The organism is Dethiosulfatarculus sandiegensis, from assembly GCF_000931935.2.
Classification (GTDB): Bacteria; Desulfobacterota; Desulfarculia; order Desulfarculales; family Desulfarculaceae; genus Dethiosulfatarculus; species Dethiosulfatarculus sandiegensis.
In genome coordinates this window covers 56104-82783 of record NZ_AZAC01000021.1, presented here as the reverse complement: position 1 = coordinate 82783, position 26680 = coordinate 56104, and the positions used below count along the sequence as shown (strand labels likewise).

The window sequence follows — 26680 nt, the reverse complement described above, 5'->3', positions numbered from 1 at the left end:
AAAGATTATTGACACTACCCATTGTGCTGTTTAGTTTTACGGTAATGGTAAAAGAGTGGTTGGCGTGTGGGTTTTTAAAAAAGTTTCCCGTTTAGATACCGCCCCTTAGCCTTTTGAGCTTATTGCCTTTCATGGTTTCTTGAAGGTGCCTACTGGCGTTGCTTTTTCGTTTATTATTCTGATAGTCAGGTCCTATGAAAATATTTATAAAATCTGTTTGTAGTTGAGCCCGTATTCCACAGCCTGCAGTAACTGGGAGAGGTCGAAAGGCTTATTTAAAAGTCCTGTGGTTCCGCTTAACTGAGAGGAGTCTTTAAGAGAATTGACTGAATGACCGGTGGTGATCAACACCTTGACCTTGGGGTGTATTTGATGCAGCGCCTTTAAACAGGTGGGGCCGTCCATCACCGGCATGGCCAGATCAAGGATTACCAGGTCAAAGGGCTTGCCTTTTTTTAAAAAATTTCGATATACGTATAGGGCTTCTTTACCATGTTCCGCCGTAGTGATCGTGTATCCCTGAGTGGTTAGTATCTCTTTCAAAATTTGGCGGATTTGTTTTTCATCGTCAACCACCAGAATCGATTGTCCTTTACCGGTTTTGTTTTTGTGCACAACCTCTTCCTTGTCGGCATCCCCTGGAGTTGCCTGTGAGTGAGCGGGTAAAAAGATGGTAAAAGTGCTTCCCTCCTCCGGTTTTGACTCACAGCTTAGGCAACCGGCAAAATTGGTGATTATGGAGTAGGCGATAGAAAGGCCCAAACCGGTTCCCTTGCCCGGTTCCTTGGTGGTGAAAAACGGTTCGAAAATCTTTTGCTTGACCTCCGGGGTAAATCCCGTGCCGCTGTCCTTCACCCGGACAGCTACATAATCGCCCGGTTCAAGCCCCAGCCGTCTGCATAAAAATTCTTCGTCCATCGTTTCCTTTTGGGCAAAAACTTCTATGCTTCCGCCTTTGGGCATGGCGTCTCTTGCGTTTACCAAAAGGTTTATAAAAACCTGTTCCAGTTGATTAGGCTGGGCCAGCACCTGGGGCAGATTTTTTTCCAGACGAAAATCAAGGGTGATATTCGGCCCCAGGGTTTGGGACAGAAGCCCTTCCACAGAGCTCAAGACCCGGCTTATCATGACCGGCTTTTTTTCGCTTTTATGGTGGCGGGAAAAGGTGAGCATGTTGGTGGTCAGTCCGGAAGCTCTTTTACATGCCTTATCTATCTCGCGGGCGTATTGGGCGGTCTGGCTGTCTGATTTCGTCTTGTTCAAGAGCAGTTGGGCGTACCCCTTTACCGCAGCCAGGATATTGTTGAATTCATGGGCCATACCTCCGGCCAGGGTTCCGATTGCCTGCATTTTTTGGGAATGCTCCAATTGCCGGGCAAGTTCTTCCCTTTCGCTTACATCCTGAAGTGTTTCAATGGCGCCCAGGATGTTTCCGTCCTTATCCCTCAGCCTGGCCGCAAGGTTGTATACGATTCTCTCCTTTTTCTTCAGGATTAGAGTTGTGGTGACCTCAAAGGCCTCCGGGATTGTGGGGCTGGCCTTGATCCCCTGTTGCCCGTACCAATTTTCCAGCTCCTTAAGATCCATATCCAGGACAAGGTTGGCCAAAAGCGGTTTTTTCGGATTGACGTAAAGGACTGAGGAATCCAACTTTTGGGACAAGACCCGTTCCTTTGGCACCTTGGTCAGGTTATGACAGGCTTTGTTCCAAAAAAGAACCTTTTTATCCGGCCCGATTACAAAGGTGGGTATGGGATTGCCGTCTAAGATCAGGGACAGACGCTCTCTTTCCTTTTCCACTTCCCTTTGAGCTGTTTTTCGCTGGGAAATGTCCACCAGGCTGACGATATAGGCCGGGCCCTTCTCCCGGCTCACCCTTACAACCCTGACCTCCACCCATACGTAGGATCCATTTTTGCATAATAGTTTAAGCTCGGCCCTTCCCTGGGGAGAATCGGCCAAGGCCTGTAAGAGGCGACCCTTGGGGAAATTGTTCTCTATAAATAGTTCTTCCGCCTCCAGTCGGGACAGGTCTTCAGTGGTATAACCGCTTATTTTGCAGAATGCCGGGTTGGCATAGTTGGGTTTTTTTTGTGAATCGATAAACAACAGTCCGCTGGGGCTGGTCTCGACCAGAATTTCATACCTTTTTTGGGCGGCATCCAACTTTTTACTGGCAGTTTGTTCCATTTCCCTTTGCTCTGCCTGTAGACTGCGCAATAGTGAATTGAAATGCCGCACCAGATTGTCCAGCCCGTTCATTACACCCCTTGGATATGGGAGATGACCTTTGCCCCCCTTATAATGCAGGCTTTTGATTTGGGTTGTCAGGTCCGTAACTTTGTTGCTGAAGCTTCTGAAGACCATGAAACAGCAAATAAGCATAAGCCCAAGGAAAACCAGGGCCAGTAAGAACATCTTGTTTTTCATGGCTTGATTTTTTTGCTCCAGGGCCTTGGTGGGTGAATACCAGGTCAGGTCCGGATAACCGGGCACTGGAGTGAAGCCGGTTTCCAGGGTTGTCTTTTCCAGTTCAGTTTGATCGCCCAGGCACAGCCGCCGCCTGGTTTCCTGGGGAGTGAATAGAAAATCCTGCTTTACGGCGTGTTTAAAGCCCGAGGTGTCTGAGAGATAAAAACCACCCTCAATTGTATTCAAATGGGGCGTTTTGGATGCACTGACGGCCCTGGCCAAGTCGCAGACAGCCAACAGGGTTCCCAGCCGTATGTCTCCATAGTGGACCGAGTGAGTTTGGATTATGAGGTGGTTGCCTTGAACCTTAAAATAAAAAATATCGTCTCCGGCTTTGTCGTTGCTGCTGAGCAGGGGAAAAAGGTTTTCCAGAAATTTGTAATGAATGGTTGCCTTGGGCAGCAGAATTTGACCCTGGCCCGGGCAATAATAAAAGAATAATCCCTGCACCGCCGAGTAAAGCCGCAACAGGTTATTACCCAGTTGGGTCCATCTTTGCTTACGGGCAAGAAAAAGGAATTCAGGATCATGGGCCAGGTCCCAGATCATTTCACGTGCATTTTCCTGAGCCCGGGTTAAATGATCAGCCATGCTTTGGGATTGTTTTTGGGAATTAAGCAGGAAAATTTGTTGCGATTTTTCCGTGAAAGAGTCGTAAATGAGATGAGAGCCAAGGAATAGGGTCGTTCCCAGGAGAAGAGTGACTAATCCGGAAAGAATCCAGAAAATGTTATTTTTTGTAACCATAGCCTCTATAATCTGCTTCATTAACAGGTTCGTTTATCTGATAAGTCTCAGTTTTTACTGCTGGGCTCAACCCCAAAGGCTTGGTATTTTTTAAAGACTGTACTATAGCATAATTTCCCAGGCAGTGATTCGTAAAAGTAAGATTACTGTCTGTAATATGTTCAGGTAATCTCTTTGCTAAACTTGGGGGCTTATATTTACTTAGATTAATTTTTTATGGAATATTAATATGTTGTATATATACTGCCAAGGCGGGAAGAAGGAGGTGGATTTGGGCCGGAAGCGCTGATTTTGGTTGTGAATGTTTATTGACCGTTCGTGGTTTAGCCGATAAACCGTTTGCTCTGAGTTTACTTTTAAAAAATATATGGATAAATATGGTTTATGTTTAATCTAATCAGGTTGTGAGTCGGGGTTATCTTTTTGTTTGCTGCTCGGCTCGTGAAGGCCCATTAGATGATTTAATTTTTAAAATATATTGGCTGTATACACTAAAACAAAAGAAAACTTTCGCGGTTTGTGATTAATTATTCAAGGATAGTGTTATGAAGCTTAAGTTGTTAATAAACTTATTTATTATTGCGCAACTCAGCTTATTGCTCCCGGTATGCGCACAAGCGGCCCCTAAATCCGCATCACGCGCCGGATCTGCGTCTTTACAGAATAGGTTGATCATTCTTCCTCTGGTTCAGGAGGAAGGTGTAAGGGAGCGGGCGGGCCTGTGGGCTCAATTTTTAGCCGGAAATTTGGCTGTAATGCACCCGGGTCTTTCAGAGTTTTGGTTTGGTTGGCGCGTCAAAAATATTTTTTCCACCTTGAATGGTTTTGATTCATATTGCGATAAAGGCGAGCCAAGGCCCGCTTTGGCTGAGATAGCAAGGAAAACAAAGGTTCGGTATTGGCTTTCCGGCAGGATGCGGGTTGATAGTGGAAAAATGCAGGTGAAGTTTGAGTTTCAGGATTTTGCCGCAAAAGGTGTAAGGACGAGTCCCTGGTTTGATCTGGATCTGGAGAACAAACTAAAAGGCTTCAGCCGGGAATTCTTGAACTGGCTGGGGCGTTTGATTCCAGGCCTGCCCAAGGAAGGGATCTTAGAGGCGATCTGGCCGGAAAACACCTCGGCAAGCGGGATTCAGGCCCTGGAAAAAGCCCTGCGCCATTACTACACCATAAGCGCTTTTAATACCGGTAAGCTGGATCTTAAACTGTTTGAAACTGCGGTCCTCAAGGGGCCTCGCTCTTATTTGGCCAATGATCTTTTGGGCTGGGCTTTTTATCGTCAAGATAATTTTCAGAAGGCCGCCTCGGCCTTTCAAAAGGCTGTCTCCCTTAACCCTCGGGGCGTAGGCGCCATGAGTGGTCTCTTCTGGTGTGGGGTCAAGACTGACAAGGTTGAAATGACCCTTGAGTGGGCCGAGAGAAAAGCCCTGGCCAGGGAGCAGGATCCAAAGCCCGCCAAGGGATCGGCCATGTATTGGCTGGGGAGAGAAGCGGAAAAGAAAAAGGCTTTTGAAAAAGCAGCGGCCTATTACGCCGAAGCGGCGGTTTTTAATCCCCAAAAGGCATCCTATGCAACCAGGGAAGCAAAAGCCTGGCTCCAGGCTCAAAAACCTGGAAAGGCGCTTTTTATAATACGGAACGCCTCAGCCCGCTTTGAAGGGAAAAAGGAAAAAGAAAAACTGCTTAAGCTGGCTGAAGAAATAAAGGCCAAATGCGGTCAGCAAAAATGAGGGATAAGTTTTTGCCTGAATATCCGCCCTGGAGCCAAAGTAAAACCTGGTTTGAGGCAGGCGACACCCTGAAAATGCTTTGCCAAAAGAACCACAGGGCTTTGGCCCGGGCCAGATTTTGGTCATATGTTATTCAGGATGGAATTCTGGCAACAAAAAATCTGCTGGATCGCTTGTGCGCCGTTACCTGTCTCCGCTGTGTTGAGCCCTGCTGCCATCGGGCCAGGATATGGGCTGATTTTTCAGATTTGGTTTTTTGGCGTCTTGGCGGGGTTCTTCCGCCTTCGGGTCAGCTTTTTTTTGATAAGCATCAAGGGTGTGTTTATCTGGGCGAAACAGGCTGTGTGCTTGAACGGGCAGCCAGACCCTGGGTCTGCACCTGGTATCTATGCCCGGAGCAAAAAAAGCTTCTGAGGAGTTTGGGCCCGGGATGGGTTTACACTTGGGAAGATTCTGTAAAAAGAATCAAAACAGCCAGACAAAGGATGGTTGAGGATTTTATAGAGGTTTGCGGCAGGGTTTGAGTTTTTCATGTCTCTTGACCGCCCCGACAAAAAAGGAGGCCCCATGCAAAGAGAAGACCGTGGCATTTTGATGTTAGGCATCCTTTTGACTGTGCTTGCCTGCCTTATTTTTGGGGGATGCACTCCCGCTCACATGGCCCTGGAATCGGGGTTTAAGCAAAAGGCCGACCATATGCCGGTAAAGGGCAGGCAAGGATTCAATTTTCAAGAATCTTTCAGTTTTGGGCCTTACAAGGCGGCTAATGTGCAAAGGGGATGGACTCATTCAACCGCCTGGGGTTTTTTGGGGTATGAGGACTTCAGCGCTGAGCAGGATTACCAGTTTGAGTTGATTAATCAACAAGGTAAAACCTGGCAGGTAAATTGCGCCCTGGGGGTGAGGCAAAAGTTGATTCAGACGCTGTTGGGCGATAACAAAGGGAGTTTTACCTGGGAAATTTCACGTCACGGAAATATGGCCTGCACCATTTTACAGGGAGACAAGACAAATTCCTGGCGTCTGGTAATGGCGCGATCCACTGGTGAAACAGCCTTAAACGGGCTTTTATTTAGTAATGTAAAGACCATTCAGGTAAAGGGAAGCAACCGGCTGGCCGGAAGTTCCATAACCTTGAGCGATCCCACCGGCTATTTTTTTAAGCAGGCAGGCGGGATTGTGGGCGCGGTTGAGGTGATTAATCAGGGGGCCGTTTGGTTGTTGCCAAATACCGAAAACAGCCGCGACCCCATGGCGGCGGCAAGTGCTGCGCTTATGCTCTATCAGGATATAGGCCGGGACTGAAGAGGATTATCGTCTAAAAAAGAAACGTTTCTTTTTACTGGCTTGGCCCGGGCAGGCAAATCTGCATCCTTTTTCTTTTTGGGACCAAAATTGGTTGATTTTGGGAAAATCAACCAGCCGGTCAGGCATCTGGGTGGTTATGGCAAACCCTTCACTGCGGAGTTCATAATTATAGGGTAATCCCCAGGGGTTGGTGCACAACCTGGGGCTAAGCCCTACATCAATCAGGTTTTCGGGGAAACTGCCGTTTTGTTCCCAGTGTTTGAGAACTGTATTTTTTATGATGCCAAGCTGCCTGGCCGCTAATCTTTCCTTGGCCAGGAGAGTGTCTCTTGCCTCTGCCCTTTCCAGAAGCACAAAACCGGTGAAGATCGTAGTTAAAAGTAAAACCACACCAGCCAGCAGATACCAGGCCGGGTGAACCGCAGTTATCCAACTGTTGGCAAAAGAAGATGCCAGAGTTGCCTTGGGCCATAAAAGAACTGAGGATAAGGAAATAAGGCTTATGATGATTCGGATTTTCATTTTAAAAAATTGAAATAAGTCCGGGAATGATCTTTTTGATGGTGGTTTTTGTGAAGACATTTTTAAATATAAAAGCTTTAAGTTTTGTTTTGCTCATTTGACCATGTTAGGAAAAGAATCCTAATTGACCTCTTTATTTGCTCAAAATCGTAGGAAATATATTAGTGATTTTGCAAATTAACAAGATAAAAAACAACTTATTAAAATAATTAATTAAATTTATGAATTAGATTCAGGTTGAATTTTATTGGGTATATAAGTCGGCCCTACAGATAGATAGTAAAGATCAAGCTTTTTGTTAAGCATAACAATATGGATAACTACTACAGTTGTTCAGGTTTTTCTTACCAAAAACGCCACCAATGGATCTTCTGGAAAATTTCCCAGGTCATATTGCGTCCGGGCAAGGAGCCTTGCCAATATTGGACAGTCAGACAAAGGTTTACATAGACCAGGGCAATAAGAAGGATGCCCGTGATCCACAAGGTGGCGCGGGATTTTGACTCTACTTGTTGTAAAAGTGTTGCCATGGAAAGAGCCAGGACCGGATAGGCGTCTGTAAAGCCTCGATGCCCAAAGCTGTGACCATAGGTCCACAGCCAGTAACTGGCGATAACCCAGGTCACCGCCCCCCAAAATAAAAGGCTGGGAATAAACCATTGAGGCAGATATCTGGGCATGAAAAAAAGCCCGAACAGGGACATGATCAGGATCGGCGACCAGAAAAAGGCCCCCTTTTCCACGGAGAAGAGAACATTTAACAACTCGGGTTGCCATATGTTCAGTCCCGGCAGCCCGGCATAGGCCTGTGGATTTATCAACCATGATCCTGCCGTGAGTTTCCACAAAAGCAACTGAGGCAGCATTGCCAGGCCAAAGAGCAGGACCATCAAAAGCAGTTGTAAACGCTTTTGCCATAACCAGACAACCTGTTCCTTAAGGTTGCGATAGCCGTAAAGCCCGTACAAACAGGGAAACATGATTACCATCAGATTGGGCAGGCGCACCAGGGCAAGCAATCCCCACACTCCCCCAAGTATCAGGCTGTTTCGGATGGTTGGCTCAGAATGCCATTTTTCTGTGAAATAGATGAAACAGGCGACCAGGGCAAAGGAATACACATGGCTGTATGATACTTCGTTAACTGTATAGTTGAAGAGATTAGTTCCTAGAAACAGGCAGATACAGGGGGTAAAGGTTGTCCTGCGGGAAAAATGTTTCCTGAGGAGGGCGGCCAGAAAGGCAAAACCGAAAAGGGTGTAGAAAAGGGCGGCCATGCCCACGGAATATTGATAAAAAGAAGAAAAGCCATCCACCGGTTGATCAAAAAGCAGGCTCAGGTAATGGGCTCCCAGGAAAAAAGGAGCGATCATAAGACTCACCCCAATGGTGTGGTCACTCACATGGCGCCCGGTTTCAGGATTAAAGGTAAGGCCGGTATAGGTATGGCTCAGGGCTTTTTCCCAGGCGGGCAGGTATTTGTAAGCCTTGGCCGCCGGGTAAAGGCTTTGCATGCCAAGGTCCCTGTGAATGATCAGGCTGGGCAGATAGGCAAAATAATTAAACCCGTCCACCCTCACCGCAGGCCTGCGGGCTCCGATTTCGACCGGATAATAGGCCGAAAAACCAATGATCCAGAACAATGCCAGGGCTAAAAGCAATGCGGCTGTCTTGGGAAAGTTTGCAACTCTGTTTTTGATCCATTTGCTTAGCGGCCTGAAAAGAGGCCACAGGAAACAGATCCCAAATCCCAGCAAGGCGATTTTTTCCAGAAAATCAAGGACAAAAAGCCATTGCCCCACGTTGCCCAGGTCCAGGTAGGCCAGTTTTTTGCCTGCAATCAGCTGGAAATTTTCTTTTCCGGGCAGGCTGAGTAAGAGATCCGCTCCGGAATTGGTCTGCCCTGCGCTCAGGGTTAACTCGATAAAATGGGGTCCTTTGTCCAGGTATAGCCCCCCTTGGTGCGCACCCGGTGTTTCCAGGATTATTTGGTTGTTAACGGCCAGTTTGGCCCGGGCTGTGCCGGAGAGGAAAAAACTGTAAAAACCTGATTTTTCGATTTTAAGAAAGGCCAGGGCCTTTAGTGACTCGTCTGACTGGCTGAGTCTAAGTTCAGAGCTTTTCCGGAAACCTACCTTGTCTTCTTTGTTTAATAAATTGGCTTCCTTAAAGTGAAGGACCCTGAATCCGTATTTTTGTAAAGAGGCATGGGGTAAAAGCACCAGGTGAAACAAAAGTGGCCATACGCTTAAATAAAACAAAAGAAACAGCACCGCTCCAGCCCAAGGGGTGAGAATGCTTTTTCTGTTTTTGGGGTCTGGCTCGGTTCCTGGGGAGGGCAATTGCAGCAGACCTCCATTTTTTAAAGAATCATGTCCAGTATCCAAACAGGTGTCAGGGCCGGTCAGGTCGAATCTGTACAATATTGCTTTTTTAAAGGGGAAAGGCAAGAAAAAGGGTAGCCAAACCGGGTTTCCCCGGATTGACCACCCTGGAGACAACAGAAAAAGATTTAGTTCTTTAGGGCCGCCGCCATGGCGCTGGTGAGTTTTTCCGCGCTTTCGATTTGTTCATCAGCGGTGCTTGCCTGTTGAATGGCCTTTACCAGGGCGCTGCCTACAATCACGCCATCGGCTGCCTTGCCCAGGGCCGCGGCCTGTTCAGGCGTGGAGACTCCAAAGCCCACAGCCACCGGCAGGGTGCCGGCTCTTTTGATGCGCTTGATTTCTTCCAAAAGGCCGTCGGAGACGTTGATGGCGCTGCCAGTCACACCGGTGGTGGAGACGTAATACACAAAACCCTTGCTGGCCTTGGTAATGATCTCAAGCCTTGAGTCCGGGGTGGTGGGTGCGGCCAGGAAAATAGTGTCTATGCAGTATTCTTCCGCCACTTGAGACCATTCGCCCGCTTCATCGGCGGTGAGGTCCGGGATGATCACTCCCTTTACCCCGGCCTGGGCCGCGCGTTTGGCAAACTCGGTGAGGCCCATGCGCAGCATGGGGTTAAAGTAGGTCATGATTACCACCGGGCAGGAGATTTCGGCCTGGCGCACCATCTCCAGCACCCCGGCCGGAGTCGCCCCGTTGGCCAGGGCCTGAGTGGAGGCCGACTGAATCACCGGCCCGTCCGCAACAGGGTCGGAAAAGGGAATCCCCACCTCGATAACGTCTGCCCCGCCTTTTTCCACCGCCTTCAGGATGCGCATGCTGGTGGTCATATCCGGATGTCCGCCGGAGATGAAGGGGATGAAAGCGGCCCTGTTCTGCTCTTTTGCCCGGTCAAAGGCATTTTGCAAGGTAGTTGTCATTGTTATTTCTCCTCCATGCCGGAGATCTGGACTACGTCTTTGTCGCCGCGGCCAGAGAGGCAGACGATGATCATGTCATCTTTGTTCAGCTTGGGAGCCAGTTTTTTCAAGTGCGCGATTGCGTGGGAGCTTTCCAGGGCGGGCAGGATGCCTTCGGTGGCGGAAAGCAGGTGAAAGCCTTCCAGGGCTTCTTCATCTGTGGAATAGGTGTATTCCACCCGGCCGATATCGTGCAGATGCCCGTGCTCCGGGCCCACGCCGGGGTAGTCCAGGCCCGCGGCCACTGAGTGGGCCTCGATGACCTGGCCATGCTCGTCCTGCAACAGATAGCTGTTGGCCCCGTGTAGAACTCCGGTGAGTCCGGCGCTGATGCTGGCCGCATGTTTTCCGCTATCCAGGCCCAGACCGCCTGCCTCGACTCCGACCATGCCCACTTCCTGATCGTTTAAAAAGGCATGGAACAGGCCCATGGCATTGGAACCGGCTCCCACACAGGCCACCAGGGACTGGGGCAGACGGCCGGTTTTGGCCAGGATCTGTTCCCTGGCCTCCCTGCCGATAATAGACTGGAAATCCCTGACCAGCATGGGGTAGGGGTGGGGGCCGACCACGGAGCCGATGATATAGTGGGTGTCTTCCACATTGGCCACCCAATATCGCAGGGCCTCGTTAACCGCGTCTTTTAAGGAGCACGCCCCTGATTTCACCGGTTCCACGCTGGAACCCAGGTAATGCATGCGTTTTACGTTCAGGGCCTGGCGTTCAATATCCAGGGTGCCCATGAAGACCTTGCATTCCATGCCCAAAAGCGCCGCCGCCGTGGCCGTAGCCACTCCGTGCTGACCCGCGCCGGTTTCGGCGATGATCTTGGTCTTGCCCATTCGTTTGGCCAAAAGCACCTGGCCCAGGGCGTTATTTATCTTGTGAGCCCCGGTGTGAGCCAGGTCTTCCCTTTTAAGGTAGATTCTGGCTCCGCCCAGATGTTGGGTCAGTCGTTTGGCTTCATAAAGAGGAGTGGGGCGTCCCACATAATCAGCCAGGAGTTCTTTCAGCTCGGCCTGAAATTCGGGATCATGCCTGGCCTCTTCATGGGCCCGGGTCAGTTCCTCCAGGGCGGGCATAAGGGTCTCGGGCACAAATCTGCCCCCCAGCTTTCCGAATCGTCCTTGGGGGTCAGGCTGGGCATGCAGGTCTGCGGGCTGTTTACATTCAGCCGTGGAATGGGACATATCGATTGCTCCGGATTCGTTATATGGTGAGTCCATGTAATGAACTATGGGTTGCATGGTCGGCGCTCCTTTTTTACTTAACCGGGTTGGTTTTAAGGGCCATTTTCATTTTGAACAGGGCCTGGGCCGGGTTTTTGGCCTTCATCAGGCTGGTGCCGATGAGAAATGCCTCGGCGCCGTCCCGCTTAAGGTTTTTAATCTCCGCGGCTCCCTTGATCCCGCTGGCGCTGAGTAAAAGGCAGTCTTTTTTCACCTGACGGCTCAGCCGGGCCGTGGTTCCCAGAGATATCTCCAAGGTGGCCAGATTGCGGTTGTTTACGCCTATGAGCCTGGGATTGATTGCAACGGCCCTTTGAAGCTCCTCATGGTCGTTTACCTCCACCAAAGCCGTGAGACCAAGGCTTTTGGCCAGGGTGTAGAGGTTTAGCAGTTCCTCGTCGTCAAGAGCCTTTACAATAAGCAGTATCGCGTCGGCCCCGCAGATTTTGGCCTCGAGGATCTGGCGGGGATCGATGATGAAGTCCTTCTGCAGGATAGGCAGATCCACTTCTGCCCGCACTGCCTTGAGATCTTCCAACCCGCCGCCAAAGTAACGGTTGTCCGTGAGCACACTCAAGGCGGCCGCTCCACCCTGGGCATATTTGCGGGCCTGGTCTGCCGCGTTTACCTGAGGTTTCAACTCTCCGGCCGAGGGGGCTGCTTTTTTCACCTCGGCAACAATGGCCTCTCCGGCTTGCGCTTTGAGAGCCCCGAAAAAATCCCTACAGGCCGGAGCCGCTTTTGCCTTGGCTTCCAGTTCGGACAGATCCGAGTCACGCCAGCGGCTGCAGAGCTCCCGGCGCTTATGACGGATGATCTCATCCAAAACGGATCTGGAAGCTTTTTTGGGGGCCAGAGCACTTGCGAAACTCATGATCAAGTCCTTTTCCCGGGTTAAACACAAAAAAAACCCACCGCCAAAAGGCGGTGGGTTGTTGGATTCAGTCTGTATTCAGCCTAGCTGTCTACACCTCCATATCCACCGCCTTTAGACGCACGCCACCACCACCAACCCATGTTGTCGGCAAACACAAAACCAGCGTTTAAAAGGGAATTTTCCCCTGCTGCGCGGTGGGCCCTGTCAAGGCTGTGAATATTGGTATTCAAAGGCTTCATAATGGTCCAACTTTGCTACCGATTTGACTTTTTGTCAAGCCCGGGCATGACGAAAATGTTTTTTTGTCTTTTAAACGTTGGAAGAAAAAGAAAAATAGACTGGAAAAATCTTTTAGATACAGTTAGTTGCAGGACAATGCCTTTTCCGGATACTTCCAGATCAGGCTATTTTTTTTCCGTCACCCTTTTTAAGCGATCGGCCATGTCTTTGAAGCTGATATGGTTGCGTTCGTTTCTGTTCACCACATTGATCCCCAGAAACGGCGGCTTTTTAACCAGGTATTCGACTCCGTTTTCTTTGATCAGCCCCCTCACACTGAAGACATCGTTTTTAAGGGAGCAGGAAAAGCCGATTTTTTCGTAGGGAAACTCCTGCATAAAGGTTTTGAAGAGATCCACCCCCAGTCCGGTGAGCCCGGAGCCGGTGCCGACGACCGAGATGGAGTTTACCGCCTGGATGCTCACCTTTTGGGGCACATCGGGCACAGGCAGGGAGAGCACCTTTAAATCAAAGGCTATGGGCTGGCCATAGGCCAGACGCAGGTTGTTGAGGTCAAGATCAACCCTGCCGGTGACAATACCCGCTCCCAGGGCCTGGGAAAGGCCTTTCAAGTCCATGGAACGCACCTTAAGGTTCAGCCCTATCTCCCTGCCCGGGCTGAAAGGCCGCGAGACCCTTAGATTTGAGAGCAACAGCTCACCCTGATAAAGGGTGCCTTTAAGGCTTCCCCTGACAGCCATTTCCTGCGTGTTGATGCGCGCCTTGCGCCAGGCGCCCTGCAATGAACCCTGTAACAAACCCGGAGCCAGTTCAGCTAAATCAAGATTGTCGAGTCTTGCCTCCAGAAGCCCTTTATAATCCGCGGATAGAGGCTCTTTGATTTTTATCTTCCGCAGTTGGAGGTTGCCGCCGAAAAGCGGCATGGAAAGGCCTTTGCCCAGCTCAAGCAGGTTGGGGCGCAATCTGACAGGCATATCCAGGTTGGCCAATTTAAGGCCGGGCAAGTCAAGCAAAGCTATTTTCAGGCTGCCCCAAGGATAATTTTTAGAGCCGCGTTTTATTTTCTCCCCCCATTTATAAGCCAGGGGCAGATTAAGATTAAGCCCCTTCAGGGCTGTGGCCTCCTGGCTCAGCTTAAGGGAAAAATCCTTCAGCCGAAGACTACCCTTCAGATCCGCCTTTTTCGCTGAGCCGCTCAGTATAAGCTCAAGATCCGCGTCTCCATCCGGGGATAAAAGCGCCAGGTCCGGGTTGGCGTCTGCCAGGGGGTCTTTGATAAAGGTCTTGAAAATCTTGTTTATTTTTAGCTTCTCCAGGTTAAGACCGCCGTTGAAGGAAAAGGTTCCCTTGGCCTGTTTCATGAGGTCGCCTTTGGCCTTTAGCACCCCCATATCCTGGAGTCGGGTTTCAAGTCTTGTGTCCTTGAAATCGCCTTTAGGGGAAATACGGCTGGTTGCCTTACTGTAAATCGGGGTTTGAACCAGGTTAAGATAGATGGTTTTCCAAAGGGCTTCGCCCTGGTTCAGTTTAAGTTCCAGTTCAACCAGGGGAGAGCTGCTCAAACTCAGGTTTGCTTTCAAAGTTCCGCCCAAACCCTGGGCCATGAATACTCCGTCCGGAGAAGCTGTTTCCAGGGAAGCGGCTGAAAGGTCCAGGCTGATCTTGGGGCTTTTCCCTTGCCGGGTAAAAACGGCTTTAAGGTCAATAAGCCCCTCTGGGTTCCAGTCTTTCAAGGGAGTATCCATAAAAAGCGTGGTTAAGGGTAGAAGCCGGCTGAGCTTGAGGGCTTGCCCCTCCAGGCCGGCTTTCAGTTTTTCATTGGCAAACGTAAGGCGTCCTGTGAATTTTCCGAGTTTCGGGCATATGAGGACCAGATCAGAGGCCTGCCAATCCTGATTTTGTTTTTTGATTTGGCCTTTCAGGGAAGCCGCCCCAAGGTCCAGGTTTTTCTTATGATAAAAAGCCTTGCCTTGGGGAATTTTTAAATCAAACCCTAGTAATTCAGGGCTGGCGGCAAGGCCGGATAGGGGAGTGTTCAGTTCAAAACCTTTTATTAAAAGGCCGTGTTGGGTGAAATTGCCTTTGATTGAAACATTTCCTTTAAGCGCCACCGGCCCTTGCCAAGGTCCTTTAAGTGAGAGCTGGCCTTTGAGCGCGGTATCCAGGCCAAAACCTTTGAACCTGGTCTGGCTGGGGCGTAGTTCAAGGGCAAAACCATTGGTATATGGTTTTTCACCCCAGGAAAATTCCACAGGCAGGGGGCCTGAAAGGGCCAACTCCCTGGTCTGGCTTGGCAACAGGGGCTGTAAAGTCGACAACAGCCCGGCTGTGTCCAAAAGCGTGCCTGTTATGACGCCCTTGATTTCATTTTGAGACGTTGTGCTTAATTGCCCCTTTCCCCGGGCCAGGCCGGGCAGGTCAAATTGCTTAAGGCTTAAGCTTAAAAGATTAGTTTTTAAATCAAGTCCCAGGGCGGCCATGAGTTTGGCTTTTTGGGTTTTCAGGACGATCCGGGAGGGCAGGTTTAAGTCCGCCTTGTCCAGATGCAGTTCAAGCTTGGGCAGGTTAAGCTCTTTACCGGTCAGTTTCAGTTCGGCCCGGGCCCTGCCTGGTGATTTCAGCCAGGGTAGGTCCAGGTCAAGGTTTGTGAGGTCCAGATCCATGGCCAGGGCGTTGGCCCCGGTTATTTTGCCCTTGCCCTGGATATGGGTTTTCACCCTCATCTGGTCCATGGCATAGGATAGTTTCCCCAAGACAGTGATCCCGGCTAAGGCGGTTGTCTCCGGGATGGTTGTGAGTGTGCCGTTTTCAAGGGAAAAGGCGGAACCACCGGCCTTGATATCCAGGTTGATGTTTTGGCAGGAGGCGCGGGCCGCCTTAAAGACCCAGGCCAGGCCGCTTAAATCCGGCGGGCCGGGAGACGATTTATTTTGTTCCATTTTAAGGAACAGATCCCGAGCTGTTACCTGCTTGAACCAGTATCCGCCTTGCCACAGGGCAGAGGGCCGGAATTTGAGATCAAGGGTGTCAAGTTCCAGATCAAGGCCTTGTTTCGAAGTTACCTTTAGCTTTTTGAATTGGGCCGAAGGCGGGTCTGCCTTAACCTCAAGGGAATCAAAGGTCAGGGTGATGTCGTTTTTCTCAAGGGTTTTCTGGATAAGCGGCAGGGCCAGTTCAGGCTTCAGATAAAATATAAAGCCAAGCGCCAAAATGGCGGCCAGCAATAAGGCAGGGAGAATGCCGAGCCATTTGAGCCGTTTTTTTGAGCTCTTTTCAGCCATGCCGCCCTCTTTTTACAAAGTGGGTGATTGCGTCGACAAGCTGTCTGCAAGACTTTTTACAGGTCCTCTACCGTAATGGCCATCACCCGGCGCACATCCTCCATGTTCACACTGGACTGCCTGCAGTTTCGGCTGTCCAGAAGCACACCCTGGACCACGGATTTGGGGCCGTCGCCCTCAGGGGGAAATCCCTTGCTGCCCACGGAATGGTTTTTAAGCAGGCGGTTTCTTAAATGCCAGGTGCAGACCACACCCAAGGCTGCGCCGGGAGAATGTTCTTTAAGCTTCCTGCCTATGAACTTGTCGCTTGGAAGCAGGCCTTTGCCTTTCATCATACGTGAACTGGGAACAATGTAAACAGCGCCATAGCCCATTTCAAGGGCCTGTTTTTTTAACTCGCCCACAGGGCATCCTGGACAGTCTGCCGGGCAGATCAGTCCCTCATCCGGTGAAACCTCGGTGGGGCAATCAAGGGGGCGTAGACAAAAAGGGATGAACAAAACCCTGCGTTTAAAGGGAGTGGCTGCGAACTTGGAGCGGAAATAACGGTTCCCGGCCTTAACCATCAGTCTCAGATCCAGATCCGGCTTGATTCGGTTCAGGAGTTTGGCCCCCCATTTACCAAAGCGACGGAACATGCCTAAGGTGAGCTTGGGCATAAACAGCCTGCCAAACAAAAGCGGACCCAGCAAAAGGGCCAGAAAAACCAAAACAGCAATAAGAATTATGTAAAACAGAGACAATCTTTTTGCCTTTAGAGAAGTTTTTTTAAGACAGGCCTGCCTTGGCCGGGCGGGCTGAGGTCATGTAATACATACTATTACATGCATGGTCAGGATTTGCCAAGCCGGGCAAGGGGCTCTTTAAAGCGGATTGCCTTTTTTTGTTATAGGAATTTTAGTCTGTTTGCAGGCGGCTGGGGCTGTTTTAGGTTTTGCCCCCCTTGACAGGCGGTTGCGGATGGCCTGCCAAGGGGTTTTAAGCCTTTTATTCTCCGTAAAGGGTCTCGAAAGCCTCGTTTAGGATCGGCAGGTCCAGGCCGTGTTTTTGGGCCAGGACATGGGCGGAATAGAGGTCCTGGTAAGCCAGCGGCGGTTCTCCCTGTTCCTCAAGTTGCTGGCAAAGTTTTTGAGCCGCCTTGGGCGGAGAGGTCTTTTTGGCTGACCCGGCCACCTTGCGCACAAACTCGCGGTATCCCCGGCTCAGTCCGGTGGCGACAAAGTTGGCTATCCAGGCGGGACTTGAGGCGGCAAAGGTCTCTTGGTCCGCTCCCAGGGCCATGGCCAGTTCCTGAGCCTCTTGGGCTGCCCGGGCCATGTACACGCCGGTGCGCGAGGGGCCTTTCACCTTGTCCAGTCGGGCCAGGTAATGACCCCACATGGCGTAGATCCCGGCCAGGATGGCGGCGGCCTGTACTCCCAGGCAATCGTTGGAGGTGATGACATTGATCGGCGGCCAGTTGAAGAGGTCCGCCAATTTGTTCAACCCCGTCTCCGGTCCGGCCAGAACCCCGGTGGATTCAATCCCCTGGACCAATTCTTCGTCCCTTACCGGGCCCACCAGGGAATAGACCTCCACATCGTTGCGCCCGGTTTTCTTCAACAGGTCATAAACCACCTGGCAGGGCAGGCGGTGGGTTTCAGGCTCAAACCCGCAGGTGCCGACCACCAGCTTAAGGCCTTGCTGAGAACTTTCCAGGATAGCTTCCGCCTGTTCGGCCAGCTTGCCCAGGCTGGAGACCAGGATCACCTCGCTGGCCTTTCTAAAGGCGCTGGTGGGGTCTGAGGTGACAAAGGAGTTTTTTGGCAGGTGGTATTCTTCAAACCTGCCCGGAGCACATCGGGTGAGCCCCATCTGCCGGGCTACATCTTTTCTTGAGTCGTAAAGGGTCAGGCTGGCGTTCAGATACTTTTTTTCTTCCAGTATTCTGTTGCCGACCAGATAGGTCAGGGCAAAGCCCCAGTCGTTGGCGCCGACCACCACAATGTTTTTGTCCGCGGTGGGTGAATAGATGCGCCTGTCTCCGTGGGTGGCGTAAAAGGCCAGCCCCGGGTGGGAGAGGACCTTGGGCAGTTTGTGCTGGTCTTTGGTAAAGCGGGAGAGGACCGCGCGTTTTTTTAAAGTCTTGATCCCGTCTGCCAGGACTTCCTCCAGGGTGTGGTCCCTGATAAAGTCCTCCAGGTCCGGTTCCTGGTTAAAAGTGGAAAGATGATATTCCCGCAAAAGGTCAAGCTCATATTTGGCGCATTCCAGCAGGTCTTTTTTCTCCTGCTTTTGGGCGCGAACAATGGCCCGGGCCGTGAGCTGGCTGGCCATGACCTTTTTGATGCGGGCTATTTCGCCTATGGAGTAGAGGGCCACATACTCATCCAGGCTGAGCCCGGCCGGATCCTTGGCATGGGCCTCTTTGAGTTCACTTAAGAGCACCGGTGGGGGCAGGGTGACGTAGGCCCTGCCGTAAAGGTCCTTGCTGACCCGGGAGATAAAGCTTTTGGGATGTATGATTGCCTGGGCCAGGGTGCGGAAAAGCCCCATGCCCCTGAGCCAACATTTTCCGCTTTTTCTGGCGGCCAGTGAGAGGTCCTCGGGCACCACTGAATAGGAGACGGCAACCGGTTGGATCACCAGGTCCTTGTCACTGGCCAGCGCCCCTCTCAAGGTGACCAACCGCCTGGGGTAGCGGATGGAGCCGTCCCGGCTGCGGGCTCCGCCGTGCCAGGCCTCCAAAAAGATTGCCTGCTGGCCGCCTTTTTCACTGATGGCCCGGCAGAAATTGTAAAGCCCGGAGAGCCCCACCCGGCTGGCTCCCCTGCGCTGCACCACATAAGAAGCGGCGTAGAAAACCTTGGCCAGGCTTTTTATGACCATCATGTTGGCCCCCGCCGCAAACAGGGGCAGCCCCAGGTCCGCATGGAACATGGCCGTGACCAGGAGGAATTCATCCAGATGGGACGAGTGGTTGGAGAGAAACAGGACAGATTTGCCCTGGGACACATATTCCTTCAGCTTGTCCACATGGGCCGAATCCCTGCCGTCCGGCGAAGCCAGGGGATGGTTCGGATCCGGCGGGGCGAAGAGATGGTTCATCAAGACCGTCAGCGCGGGCGCGGCCTTCAGGTGCAGGTCATGATCATAGCGGCAGCGGATAGCCTGCAGGGTTTTTCTTATTTCCTCTTCGCTTACCTGGGTGCCTTCTTTCTTGACCTGGTTTATGGTCAATTGAATGGCGTGCTCTGTGAGTTCGTCTTGAAAATCCCAGGTAGGGGGAATGTCCTTAAAACGCTCCCGCCATTTTTCAGCGGAATCAGACTGGTAAACCCGGTTAATGATATTGACAAAATCCACACGGTTGGCGGTATTGATCATTGCACGGGAAAACAGGCCCTTGACCTTTTTCTGGAGGCTTTTTTTGTTCGAACGAAAAGACCCGGCGGCCATAAGCAAACAACCTTTCAGTTACCCTGAACCAGGCATCACAAGGCCCGGTTGCAAACCAAATCTCTAAAACCTGCTCAAAATCCCAAATCGTGGCAAAAAGTGGTTTTTGCCACGATTTTCAAATTGCATGACTTTTCAAGCCGATGCTTGGCGCGGGCCGTTTGCGGCAACAGCCTGCCAAGATCCTCTGGGAAATTCTAAAACACCTTGGTTTTACTTGAGAGATAGGTTTTTCCTCAGAGTTTCAGTTCCCAGGAACAATAACCCTTGAAACGAGTAGGTGCAAGTGAATATCATGCTCGGGTTTTAGGCTGTGATCCTTGCCGGAAAAAATATTTTTACAGGTTTTTTACACTTAAAATAATTAATTATTTAAAACTGTTATCTTTGCTTGTCCCAAGTGGAGCCGGAGCCGGTGAAGCCTGTTGCGGCTCTTGCAGGTAATATGAATTCCATTCATTTTTTTAAACGCATCTCTTTGCCATAATTGATTAATTGAGGCAGCCGCACGATAAATGCAAAGCTCATTTATTTAGTATAAAGAATTGGGCTGGTTTTGGGTGCTTCATAATAGCAACTCTAAAAAACTGCGGCTTTTGGGGGCAGGGGAACGACACACCTGATTGCGGGCGGGTTAAACAAGCAAGTTGAGTGAGTCAAAAGACCGCGCCTTTGCCGGGCAGGCATGGTGTGAGGTGTGCATTGTTCCGTATTTGACTGTTGACCTTGCCTGCTGCTTATCCTAATACAATAGGGAAACCTGGAAGGCCGGAATCTGAAAAAATGTCAGGCATTGAGGCTGACCGGAGACCGCTACCGCAAAGGTGGTCCCTTAAAAAACAGCAGCCAGCAGCCTATTGGCCGCCTTTTGGGGGGAATTTGTTGTCGCTGAACAAAAGAGGGACTATCTGTATCTTTTTGAGTCTGCATTAAATCAGCATATGGAGTCTTCTGAGATGAGGCATATTTCTTATCATTCGTTGGTCCTGGCCGGAGGCGGCAATCGTTGCCTTTGGCAGGTTGGTTTTTGGGATGCCTGCGCCAAGGAAATAGGGCTTGCCCCCAAAGTGGTGGCCGGAGTCAGCGCAGGGGCATGCATGGGTGCTGTCATCCTGGCCGAGAAGACCGGGGAAACCCTGGATCGGATGAAAGAGACCTTTGCTGAAAACCCCAAAAACATGTATCTGGAAAATTTATTTTCCAATAAACCCGTTTTCCCTCATTACGGTATTTATTTAAGTGGATTATTGACTCTTTTTGAGCCGGAAGTCTTTGAGAAAATTAAAAAAGGTCCGGAGCTGAGAGTCCTGGCCGCCAGGTTTCCCCGGGGGGTGGGGGCAATCGGCGCGGTTGTAATGGGCTTTTTTTGCTATACCCTGGAAAAGCACATAAAAAAACCGCTGCATCCACAATGGGCCCTTAAGGCGGGCTTTAAACCGGTGGTAAAAAAATTGAATGATTGCGAAACCCCCGAGGAGGCATCTAAACTGATCATTGCCAGTTCCGCCACCCCCCCTTTTGTAGGGCCGATAAGGCTTAACGGGCATCAGGTGCTCGACGGGGGATTGGTGGACAATGTGCCTGTGGTTGCCTTAAAGCAGAACGAGGGACCGGCTCTGGTATTATTGAGCAGGCGCTATCCCCCGGGCCTTTTAAAAGGGCATAAGGGGCGCACCTATTTGCAACCTTCAAAGCCGGTGGGAATAACCAAGTGGGACGACACTTCCCCCCAGGGCCTTCAGGACGCCTATGACCTTGGTAAAAAAGACGGCGAGCTTTTTTTAAGGAAAGGCCCTGAGGCGTTACAGGATTAGCTAAAAGATATATATGTTTTAATACGGCATTTTCCGAGGCGAGGAAGCATGATCAAACAATGGCAGTACATGAGTGTATGGGTGGATCGGGATTGGAAAGTGCAGACTATTGTAGGGGAGGATAAAGGGGCCTTTGGCCCCAAAACCCGTTTTGTGGAGTTTTTAAACAAGGCGGGACGCCTTGGCTGGGAACTGATCAATATATTACCTGTTGAGGTGGGAAACCGGGCCTTTTTTAAACGGCCGGTAAATCCGGATGAGGAAAGAGCCAAAGATGAGGAGATAGAGCCTGAATCCATGGAGCTTGACTCGGGACCTGAAGACCTTTTTGAATTGGATCAGGAAGATATCTGACATTCGCACTAATAGCTTTAACCTGATCAAAGCTGGGCCTGCCCCGGCTTCGGCTTGACAAAGAACAGATGTCCCATTAATAGACAAGTCATGTCGGCGCCTTTACAAGGATTAAAAGGAAAGGCGGTGTAAATCCGCCGCGGTCCCGCCGCTGTAACCGGGGACAATGGGCCCAAATCCATGCCACTGCTTTATTCTGCAAGGCGGGAAGGCCGGGCTCAAGGGGTGATCCGGAAGCCAGAAGACCTGCCGTCAGTAAAGAAAACCACCTTTTCCGGCGAGGAACGGATTTTAAAAGTGTTGCCTCATCATGGTGGTGTTTCTCCCTGGGGAGATGAAGAAAGCTGGGTGCAGTCCCCCCAGTCCGTGATTCGGACTGGGGTTTTTTTATGCCTTGCCAAGGGAAAATACGCTGGGTAGCCTGGAATAGGCAGGCTGAACCCCTTGATGGGACTGGTGAAGTTTATTTTTGGCTTATAAAGGGCCGGCCGTATTCAATAAGGGATATCCATGGCTGATCACGCGACCTTTCATTGGCATAATAATTTGACCTCAAAGGCAATGCTTTTTATTGGCGGGTTAAAAGGGGGGAGCTGCGGCTTCTTTTTTCTGGTTGTTGCGCTTTTGACCCTGTGGGCGATCCCCTGTTCGGCTGTTTCGGTGCAGGATGAAATAGGGCGCAAGGTTGAAGTCCCTTCAAGTCCTCAGCGCATAGTGGCTTTGACTCCTTCCTTAGTTGAGGTGCTTTTTGCCCTGGGCCTGGGCGACAAGGTCGTGGGGGCCACCGAATGGTCCGATTACCCTCCCCGGGCCAAAAACATTACCAGGGTGGGGTCCTATGTCTCTCCCAGCTTGGAGAAGATAGTCTCTTTATCTCCTGATCTGGTCCTGGCCAACCGGGAGGGAAATCCGCCCTGGCTGGTGGAAAAACTGGCCCGCGCCAAGGTGCCGGTATATGTCACGGATCCTCACGATCCCGCCTCATTGCCTCAAGCCATTGAAAGGCTGGGCCTGGTTTGCGGGGTCCCTCAAAAAGGGGCTGCACTGGCCCGCGCCTTGCGGCGGGATTTCAGGGCGGTCAGGGAAAAGGTCAATGGGATCGAAAAAGTTCCCACCCTTTTGGTGGTGGGGTCCAGACCCTTGATCACCGCCGGTCCGGGATCATACGGGGCCAAGCTTTTGGCCATGGCCGGTGGAAAAAGCATTGCCCCGGCGGACAGCGGCGTCTGGCCCAGGCTCGGCATGGAGTATGTGGTTCAGGCCCGTCCCCGTCTGGTGATCGTCTCCACCATGGAAAGGGGCCAGAATCTGGCCCGTGAGCTGTCCTATTGGCAAAATGTCCCCGGCCTTTCCGATATGCCGGGTTACAGGGTGGTTTATATTAATTCCGACCTCATAGACCGTCCCGGCCCCAGGCTGGGAAAAGGCCTTTTGTACCTGGCGGATCTGGTTCATCCCGGTTTGTTTGCCGTAAAGGGTGAAACAAAATGAGGGTCACCCCGCTGAAAGTTTTTTGGGTATGCCTGGGGTTTTTGCTGTTGTTGGCTTTGGGAACCCTTTGGGCCCTTAGCTCGGGCACTGCCTCCATTGGGGTCTCCGAGGTGCTGAACTGGCTGGCCGGGGCTGAGCTCAAATCTTCCGAACAGGTAATCCTGACCAATTTCCGCTTGCCCAGGGTGATTTTGGCCATATTGGTCGGCGGCTCCTTGAGCATGTGCGGGGTGGTTTTTCAGGGGCTTTTGCGCAATCCCCTGGCCGAGCCTTTTATCCTGGGAGTTTCCGGCGGGGCCGCGGCCGGAGCGGTAATCGCTCTTTCCATTGGCCTCACAGGGCTTTATCCCAGGGCCGGTTTTGCCTTTGCCGGGGCGCTGGGAGCCATGTTCCTGGTGCTTACCATGGGTAGAAGGTCCGGCAGGCTGGAGTCTAGCGGACTCATCCTCACAGGGGTGATCATAAACGCGTTCTTTACGGCCGTGATCATGTTCGTGATCTCCATTACCACTGACCAGAAGCTCCATGCCATCATGTTCTGGCTGCACGGAGACCTGGGCGGGGCCAACCTGGAACAGTCATGGCTTCTTTTACCCGCGGTTTTGTTGGTAGGCGGGTTTTTCTTTTACAGAAGCAGGGAGATCAACCTTATAAACTCCGGTGAACAGGCCGCCCGCGCCTTGGGAGTGAATGTGGACCAAGTCAAGCTGAGCCTTTTTGTGGCGGTCAGCCTTTTAGCCGGGCTCACGGTCTGCTTGGGCGGGCTGATCGGTTTTGTGGGGCTCATGGCGCCGCATCTGGTGCGCATGGCATTGGGGAATGATCATCGTCTGTTGCTTCCGGCCTCAGGCCTTTTTGGCGCCTTGTTTCTTTTGCTGGCAGATACTGTGGCCAGGTGCCTTATCAGCCCGGCCCAACTGCCCGCAGGGGTGATCACCGCCAGTCTGGGGGCGCCCTTTTTCCTTCTGCTTTATGTCAAAAGGGGCACCAGATGGCTGTAGCTCAACTCAAAGAGGCCTTGCTCAAGGCAGAGTCACTTGGCTATGCCTATGGTGACAATCCCGTATTTAACGATGTTTCACTTGAACTTTTCCCCGGTGAAATCTTGGGCATCATCGGCCCCAACGGCAGCGGCAAGTCAACTCTCTTGGGCATACTCTCCGGCTTGATGAAGGCAAAGACCGGTCGGGTTTTGTTAAAAGGGGCCGATATCTTGCAAATGCCCCGGCCCAAGGTTGCCGAGGTCTTGGGGCTTTCTCCCCAGAACCCCCAGCTCAGCAATGGCATGACCGCCCTGGAAACCGCCTTGAGCGGCCGCTATGTGCGCATGGGGCGCAACCTTTTTGAAGATGATAAAGACCTGGACGCAGCAAACAAGGCCCTTTTGGAGACAGGCCTCAGCTCATTGGCATCGCGCAAGTGCGGCCAGCTCTCCGGCGGAGAACGTCAGAGACTGGCCCTGGCCAGGGCCCTGGCCGCGGAGCCGCAGGTTCTTTTGCTGGATGAACCCACCAGCGCCCTGGATATGGACCATCAGCTTAGGGTGATGGAGATTTTGGAGGAGTTCAGTGGATACAACCATCGGGCAGTATGCCTGGTAAGTCATGATCTGAATTTGTCTTCCATGTTCTGTGATCGGCTGGTGCTTTTGGCCCGGGGCAGCGCCCTGGCCCAGGGCAGGCCCGAGGAAGTGTTGCGTGAAGATCTTTTGGAGACTGCCTATGGGGTCAAGGTTCACCTGGATCAGGAACCCACCCGGGGACGCCCCCGTATAACCCTTATCCCGCATCCCGGGCCTGAAAAATACCGGCGTGGTAAAACCGCGTTTTTGCCAAGTGCCCTCTGAAAAAGTCCAAAAGGACTTTGTCAGCAAGCTGGAAAACCGGCAACTGCGCAAACAGTTGCCGGTTTTTTATTGCCTAAAATGGTTTTTTAGAATTCAGCCCTGATGCCGAAGAAGGTTGAGAAGCCCAGGGTGCTGTAGTCCTTGACCTCTTCATAGTCCTCGTCAAACAGGTTCACCACTCGCCCGAACAGGGTGAAGACCTCGTTCAACTTGTAGCTGGCAGAGGCGTTCATCGTTACATAGGCGTCCACCTGTTCTGTGTTGGCGGCGTCGGTGTAGCGATCTCCCACATAGATGCCGTAAAGCCTCAACACCAATTTGTCCATGGGGGCGATCCTGGCGCCGAAGCTGACCTTGTCCTTGGGGCGGTAGATCAGTTCCTTGCCTGTGGATTCGTCCTCGGTGTCGGTTAAGGTGTAGGTGCCGTCCAGGGTCAGCCAGGGGCAGACATCAATGGAGGCAAAGGCCTCGATGCCGTGGGACTTGGCTTCGTCCACGTTGTAGTACTTCCAGGTGGCAAAGTTCCAGGCGATGAGATCGTCTGTTTTGAGATGGAAGTAGGTGAGGCCCAGGCGGATCTTGTCCTGCCAGAGCTTCTGCTCCACACCAACGTCCCAGCCGGTGCTCTCTTCGGGGTCCAGATCCTTGTTGCCATAGGGGCTGTAGAGCTGGTAGAGCGAAGGGGCCTTAAAACCGGTGCCGTAGTTGGCCTTAAAGGTGGTGCCCAGGTTCCTGAGCAGATAAGCCGCGCCCAGGCGATAGGTGGTCTTGCTGCCGAATTCGCTGTGATCGTCTGCGCGTATGCCGGCGGTTATATAAAGGGCCTCAAAAAGGCTCAGCCTGTCCTGCAGGAACAAGCCTGTGGTGTGGGTGGATTTTTCAGGAAGAGAGTCAAAGTAAAGCGGGTTGTTGTAATCGCCTTTTTCTTCTTCCCAGTCCACGCCCAGAGTCAGGGTGTTCAGGTTCTTGTAATGTAGGTTGTGCTGCCATTTGGCTGTATTTAAAAGAGATTTGTACTCCGAGCTGTCGCTGTAGTCCCTTTTGATCTCTCCCTGAGACAGGGTGATTTTGTGGTCCCACCAGTCAAGGATCTTTTGGTCAAAGCCCAGAATGCCGGTGTAGGAATTTGTTTTTTCACTGTCCAGGGAGTCTGCGGGGCCGGCATAGAAGCTGTCATAATCCATGTCTGAATTGTTGAAATAACCGATGAAATAGAGTTCGGCCTTGTCGCTGAACTCCCAGCCGATGCGACCGTTCAACTGGGTTCTCTTGTAGCCGTCGTCTTCCTGGGTGTCCTGGGCCTTGGAGATGCCGTCTGTGGTCAAGCTTGCGGCAGAGACGTTGAAGTTCAAGTTTTCGATCTGCCCCTTGGTCCCCATCTGACCCAGTATGGTTTTGTGAGAGCCCCCTTCAAAAGAGAACCAGGCCTTGGGATCGCCCTGGCCCTTGGCAGTGATAAGGTTGACCACGCCGGCCATGGCCTGGGAGCCGTAAAGAGTGGACTGGGGACCGCGCACCACCTCTATCTGGCTGATTCCGTTGACTGAGTACAGGCCCAGGTTAAAGGAGTTATCGGTTGAGATGGGATCTGCAATGCGCACCCCGTCCAAGAGTATCGAAGTCTGGCTTGCCCCGGCTCCCCTGATGCTCAGGCTGGTCTGGCCGCCAAAGGGACCGTTGCCATAAACCCAAAGGCCCGGAGTTTCCCTTAAGGCATCGGCAAAATCGGTAATGCCTTTTTCTTCAATATCCTTGGCTGTAATCACGGAAACGGAACTGGAGACTTCGGCCACATCTTCTGTGGTCCTGGTTGCGGTGACAACCATACTAGGCTGGGTTGTTTTCACCACGGCCCAGGCTGGTGTGGCCAGGGCCATGGCACAGACTGCCGCTGAACAGATCAACAGCTTGGCCCTAAGGCGCATACTCTTCATTTTATTTTCCCTTCCTGCTCTTTTCATAAGTGAGTTGATTAAAACAAAAGT

Annotated in this window: 18 protein-coding genes and 1 riboswitch; of the genes, 8 read left to right on the top strand and 10 right to left on the bottom strand. The window is 51.6% G+C overall.

Annotation, left to right across the window (positions count from 1 at the left end; genetic code table 11):
* Positions 1 to 204: 204 nt before the first annotated feature.
* Positions 205 to 3063: a hybrid sensor histidine kinase/response regulator gene (locus X474_RS15095; protein ID WP_197282134.1), complete on the bottom strand. Its 2859-nt coding sequence runs from the start codon at positions 3061 to 3063 to the stop codon at positions 205 to 207.
* A 1097-nt stretch (positions 3064 to 4160) separates the two neighbouring features.
* Between X474_RS15095 and X474_RS15090 the strand changes: the two genes are divergently transcribed.
* From X474_RS15090 to X474_RS15080, 3 genes are read left to right on the top strand one after another with little or no spacing between them, the layout of a single operon-like run.
* A complete protein-coding gene (locus X474_RS15090) occupies positions 4161 to 4949 on the top strand; it encodes a tetratricopeptide repeat protein (protein WP_197282133.1) in 789 nt (262 codons plus the stop codon).
* 11 nt (positions 4950 to 4960) lie between these two features.
* Complete coding sequence (locus X474_RS15085; RefSeq protein ID WP_156360786.1) at positions 4961 to 5473, top strand: hypothetical protein; 513 nt, start codon at positions 4961 to 4963, stop codon at positions 5471 to 5473.
* Positions 5474 to 5516: 43 nt separating this feature from the next.
* Positions 5517 to 6254: a hypothetical protein gene (locus tag X474_RS15080; protein WP_044350039.1), complete on the top strand. Its 738-nt coding sequence runs from the start codon at positions 5517 to 5519 to the stop codon at positions 6252 to 6254.
* Between the two features lie 6 nt (positions 6255 to 6260).
* Here the strand turns inward: X474_RS15080 and X474_RS15075 are convergent, their stop codons facing one another.
* From X474_RS15075 to X474_RS15040, 8 genes are all read right to left on the bottom strand, one after another.
* Positions 6261 to 6779, bottom strand: coding sequence for a hypothetical protein (locus tag X474_RS15075; protein WP_044350038.1), 519 nt, complete (start codon positions 6777 to 6779; stop codon positions 6261 to 6263).
* Between the two features lie 344 nt (positions 6780 to 7123).
* A complete protein-coding gene (locus X474_RS15070; protein ID WP_156360785.1) occupies positions 7124 to 9121 on the bottom strand; it encodes a hypothetical protein in 1998 nt (665 codons plus the stop codon).
* 170 nt (positions 9122 to 9291) lie between these two features.
* Complete coding sequence (gene trpA / locus X474_RS15065; RefSeq protein WP_044350035.1) at positions 9292 to 10086, bottom strand: tryptophan synthase subunit alpha; 795 nt, start codon at positions 10084 to 10086, stop codon at positions 9292 to 9294.
* 2 nt (positions 10087 to 10088) lie between these two features.
* Complete coding sequence (trpB, locus tag X474_RS15060; protein WP_082464398.1) at positions 10089 to 11315, bottom strand: tryptophan synthase subunit beta; 1227 nt, start codon at positions 11313 to 11315, stop codon at positions 10089 to 10091.
* Positions 11316 to 11388: 73 nt separating this feature from the next.
* The gene (trpC, locus tag X474_RS15055) at positions 11389 to 12228 is read right to left on the bottom strand and encodes an indole-3-glycerol phosphate synthase TrpC (protein ID WP_044350034.1); all 840 of its coding nucleotides are present in this window, start codon (positions 12226 to 12228) and stop codon (positions 11389 to 11391) included.
* A 407-nt stretch (positions 12229 to 12635) separates the two neighbouring features.
* Positions 12636 to 15752: a translocation/assembly module TamB domain-containing protein gene (locus X474_RS15050; protein ID WP_044350033.1), complete on the bottom strand. Its 3117-nt coding sequence runs from the start codon at positions 15750 to 15752 to the stop codon at positions 12636 to 12638.
* A gap of 56 nt (positions 15753 to 15808) precedes the next feature.
* A complete protein-coding gene (locus tag X474_RS15045) occupies positions 15809 to 16495 on the bottom strand; it encodes a DUF116 domain-containing protein (protein WP_052515254.1) in 687 nt (228 codons plus the stop codon).
* Positions 16496 to 16739: 244 nt separating this feature from the next.
* Positions 16740 to 19190, bottom strand: coding sequence for a 1-acyl-sn-glycerol-3-phosphate acyltransferase (locus X474_RS15040; RefSeq protein WP_044350031.1), 2451 nt, complete (start codon positions 19188 to 19190; stop codon positions 16740 to 16742).
* A 956-nt stretch (positions 19191 to 20146) separates the two neighbouring features.
* Here X474_RS15040 and X474_RS15035 point away from each other — a divergent pair.
* The 5 genes from X474_RS15035 (at position 20147) to X474_RS15010 (ending at position 24695) form a co-directional block, all read left to right on the top strand.
* Entirely contained in the window at positions 20147 to 21004 is an 858-nt protein-coding gene (locus X474_RS15035; protein WP_044350069.1) for a patatin-like phospholipase family protein, read from the top strand.
* Between the two features lie 48 nt (positions 21005 to 21052).
* A complete protein-coding gene (locus tag X474_RS15030; protein WP_044350029.1) occupies positions 21053 to 21358 on the top strand; it encodes a hypothetical protein in 306 nt (101 codons plus the stop codon).
* Positions 21359 to 21435: 77 nt separating this feature from the next.
* A riboswitch (cobalamin riboswitch) is annotated at positions 21436 to 21626 on the top strand.
* 242 nt (positions 21627 to 21868) lie between these two features.
* Complete coding sequence (locus X474_RS15020; RefSeq protein WP_044350026.1) at positions 21869 to 22849, top strand: ABC transporter substrate-binding protein; 981 nt, start codon at positions 21869 to 21871, stop codon at positions 22847 to 22849.
* Positions 22846 to 23850: a FecCD family ABC transporter permease gene (locus tag X474_RS15015; protein WP_044350025.1), complete on the top strand. Its 1005-nt coding sequence runs from the start codon at positions 22846 to 22848 to the stop codon at positions 23848 to 23850. Before X474_RS15020 ends, X474_RS15015 begins: the two co-directional genes overlap by 4 nt.
* A complete protein-coding gene (locus tag X474_RS15010) occupies positions 23841 to 24695 on the top strand; it encodes an ABC transporter ATP-binding protein (protein ID WP_052515253.1) in 855 nt (284 codons plus the stop codon). Before X474_RS15015 ends, X474_RS15010 begins: the two co-directional genes overlap by 10 nt.
* An 86-nt stretch (positions 24696 to 24781) precedes the next feature.
* Here X474_RS15010 and X474_RS15005 read toward each other — a convergent pair whose 3' ends face one another.
* Positions 24782 to 26629 carry a TonB-dependent receptor plug domain-containing protein gene (locus X474_RS15005; protein ID WP_044350024.1) on the bottom strand — a complete coding sequence of 616 codons (1848 nt, stop codon included), beginning with the start codon at positions 26627 to 26629 and terminating at the stop codon, positions 24782 to 24784.
* Positions 26630 to 26680: the final 51 nt, after the last annotated feature.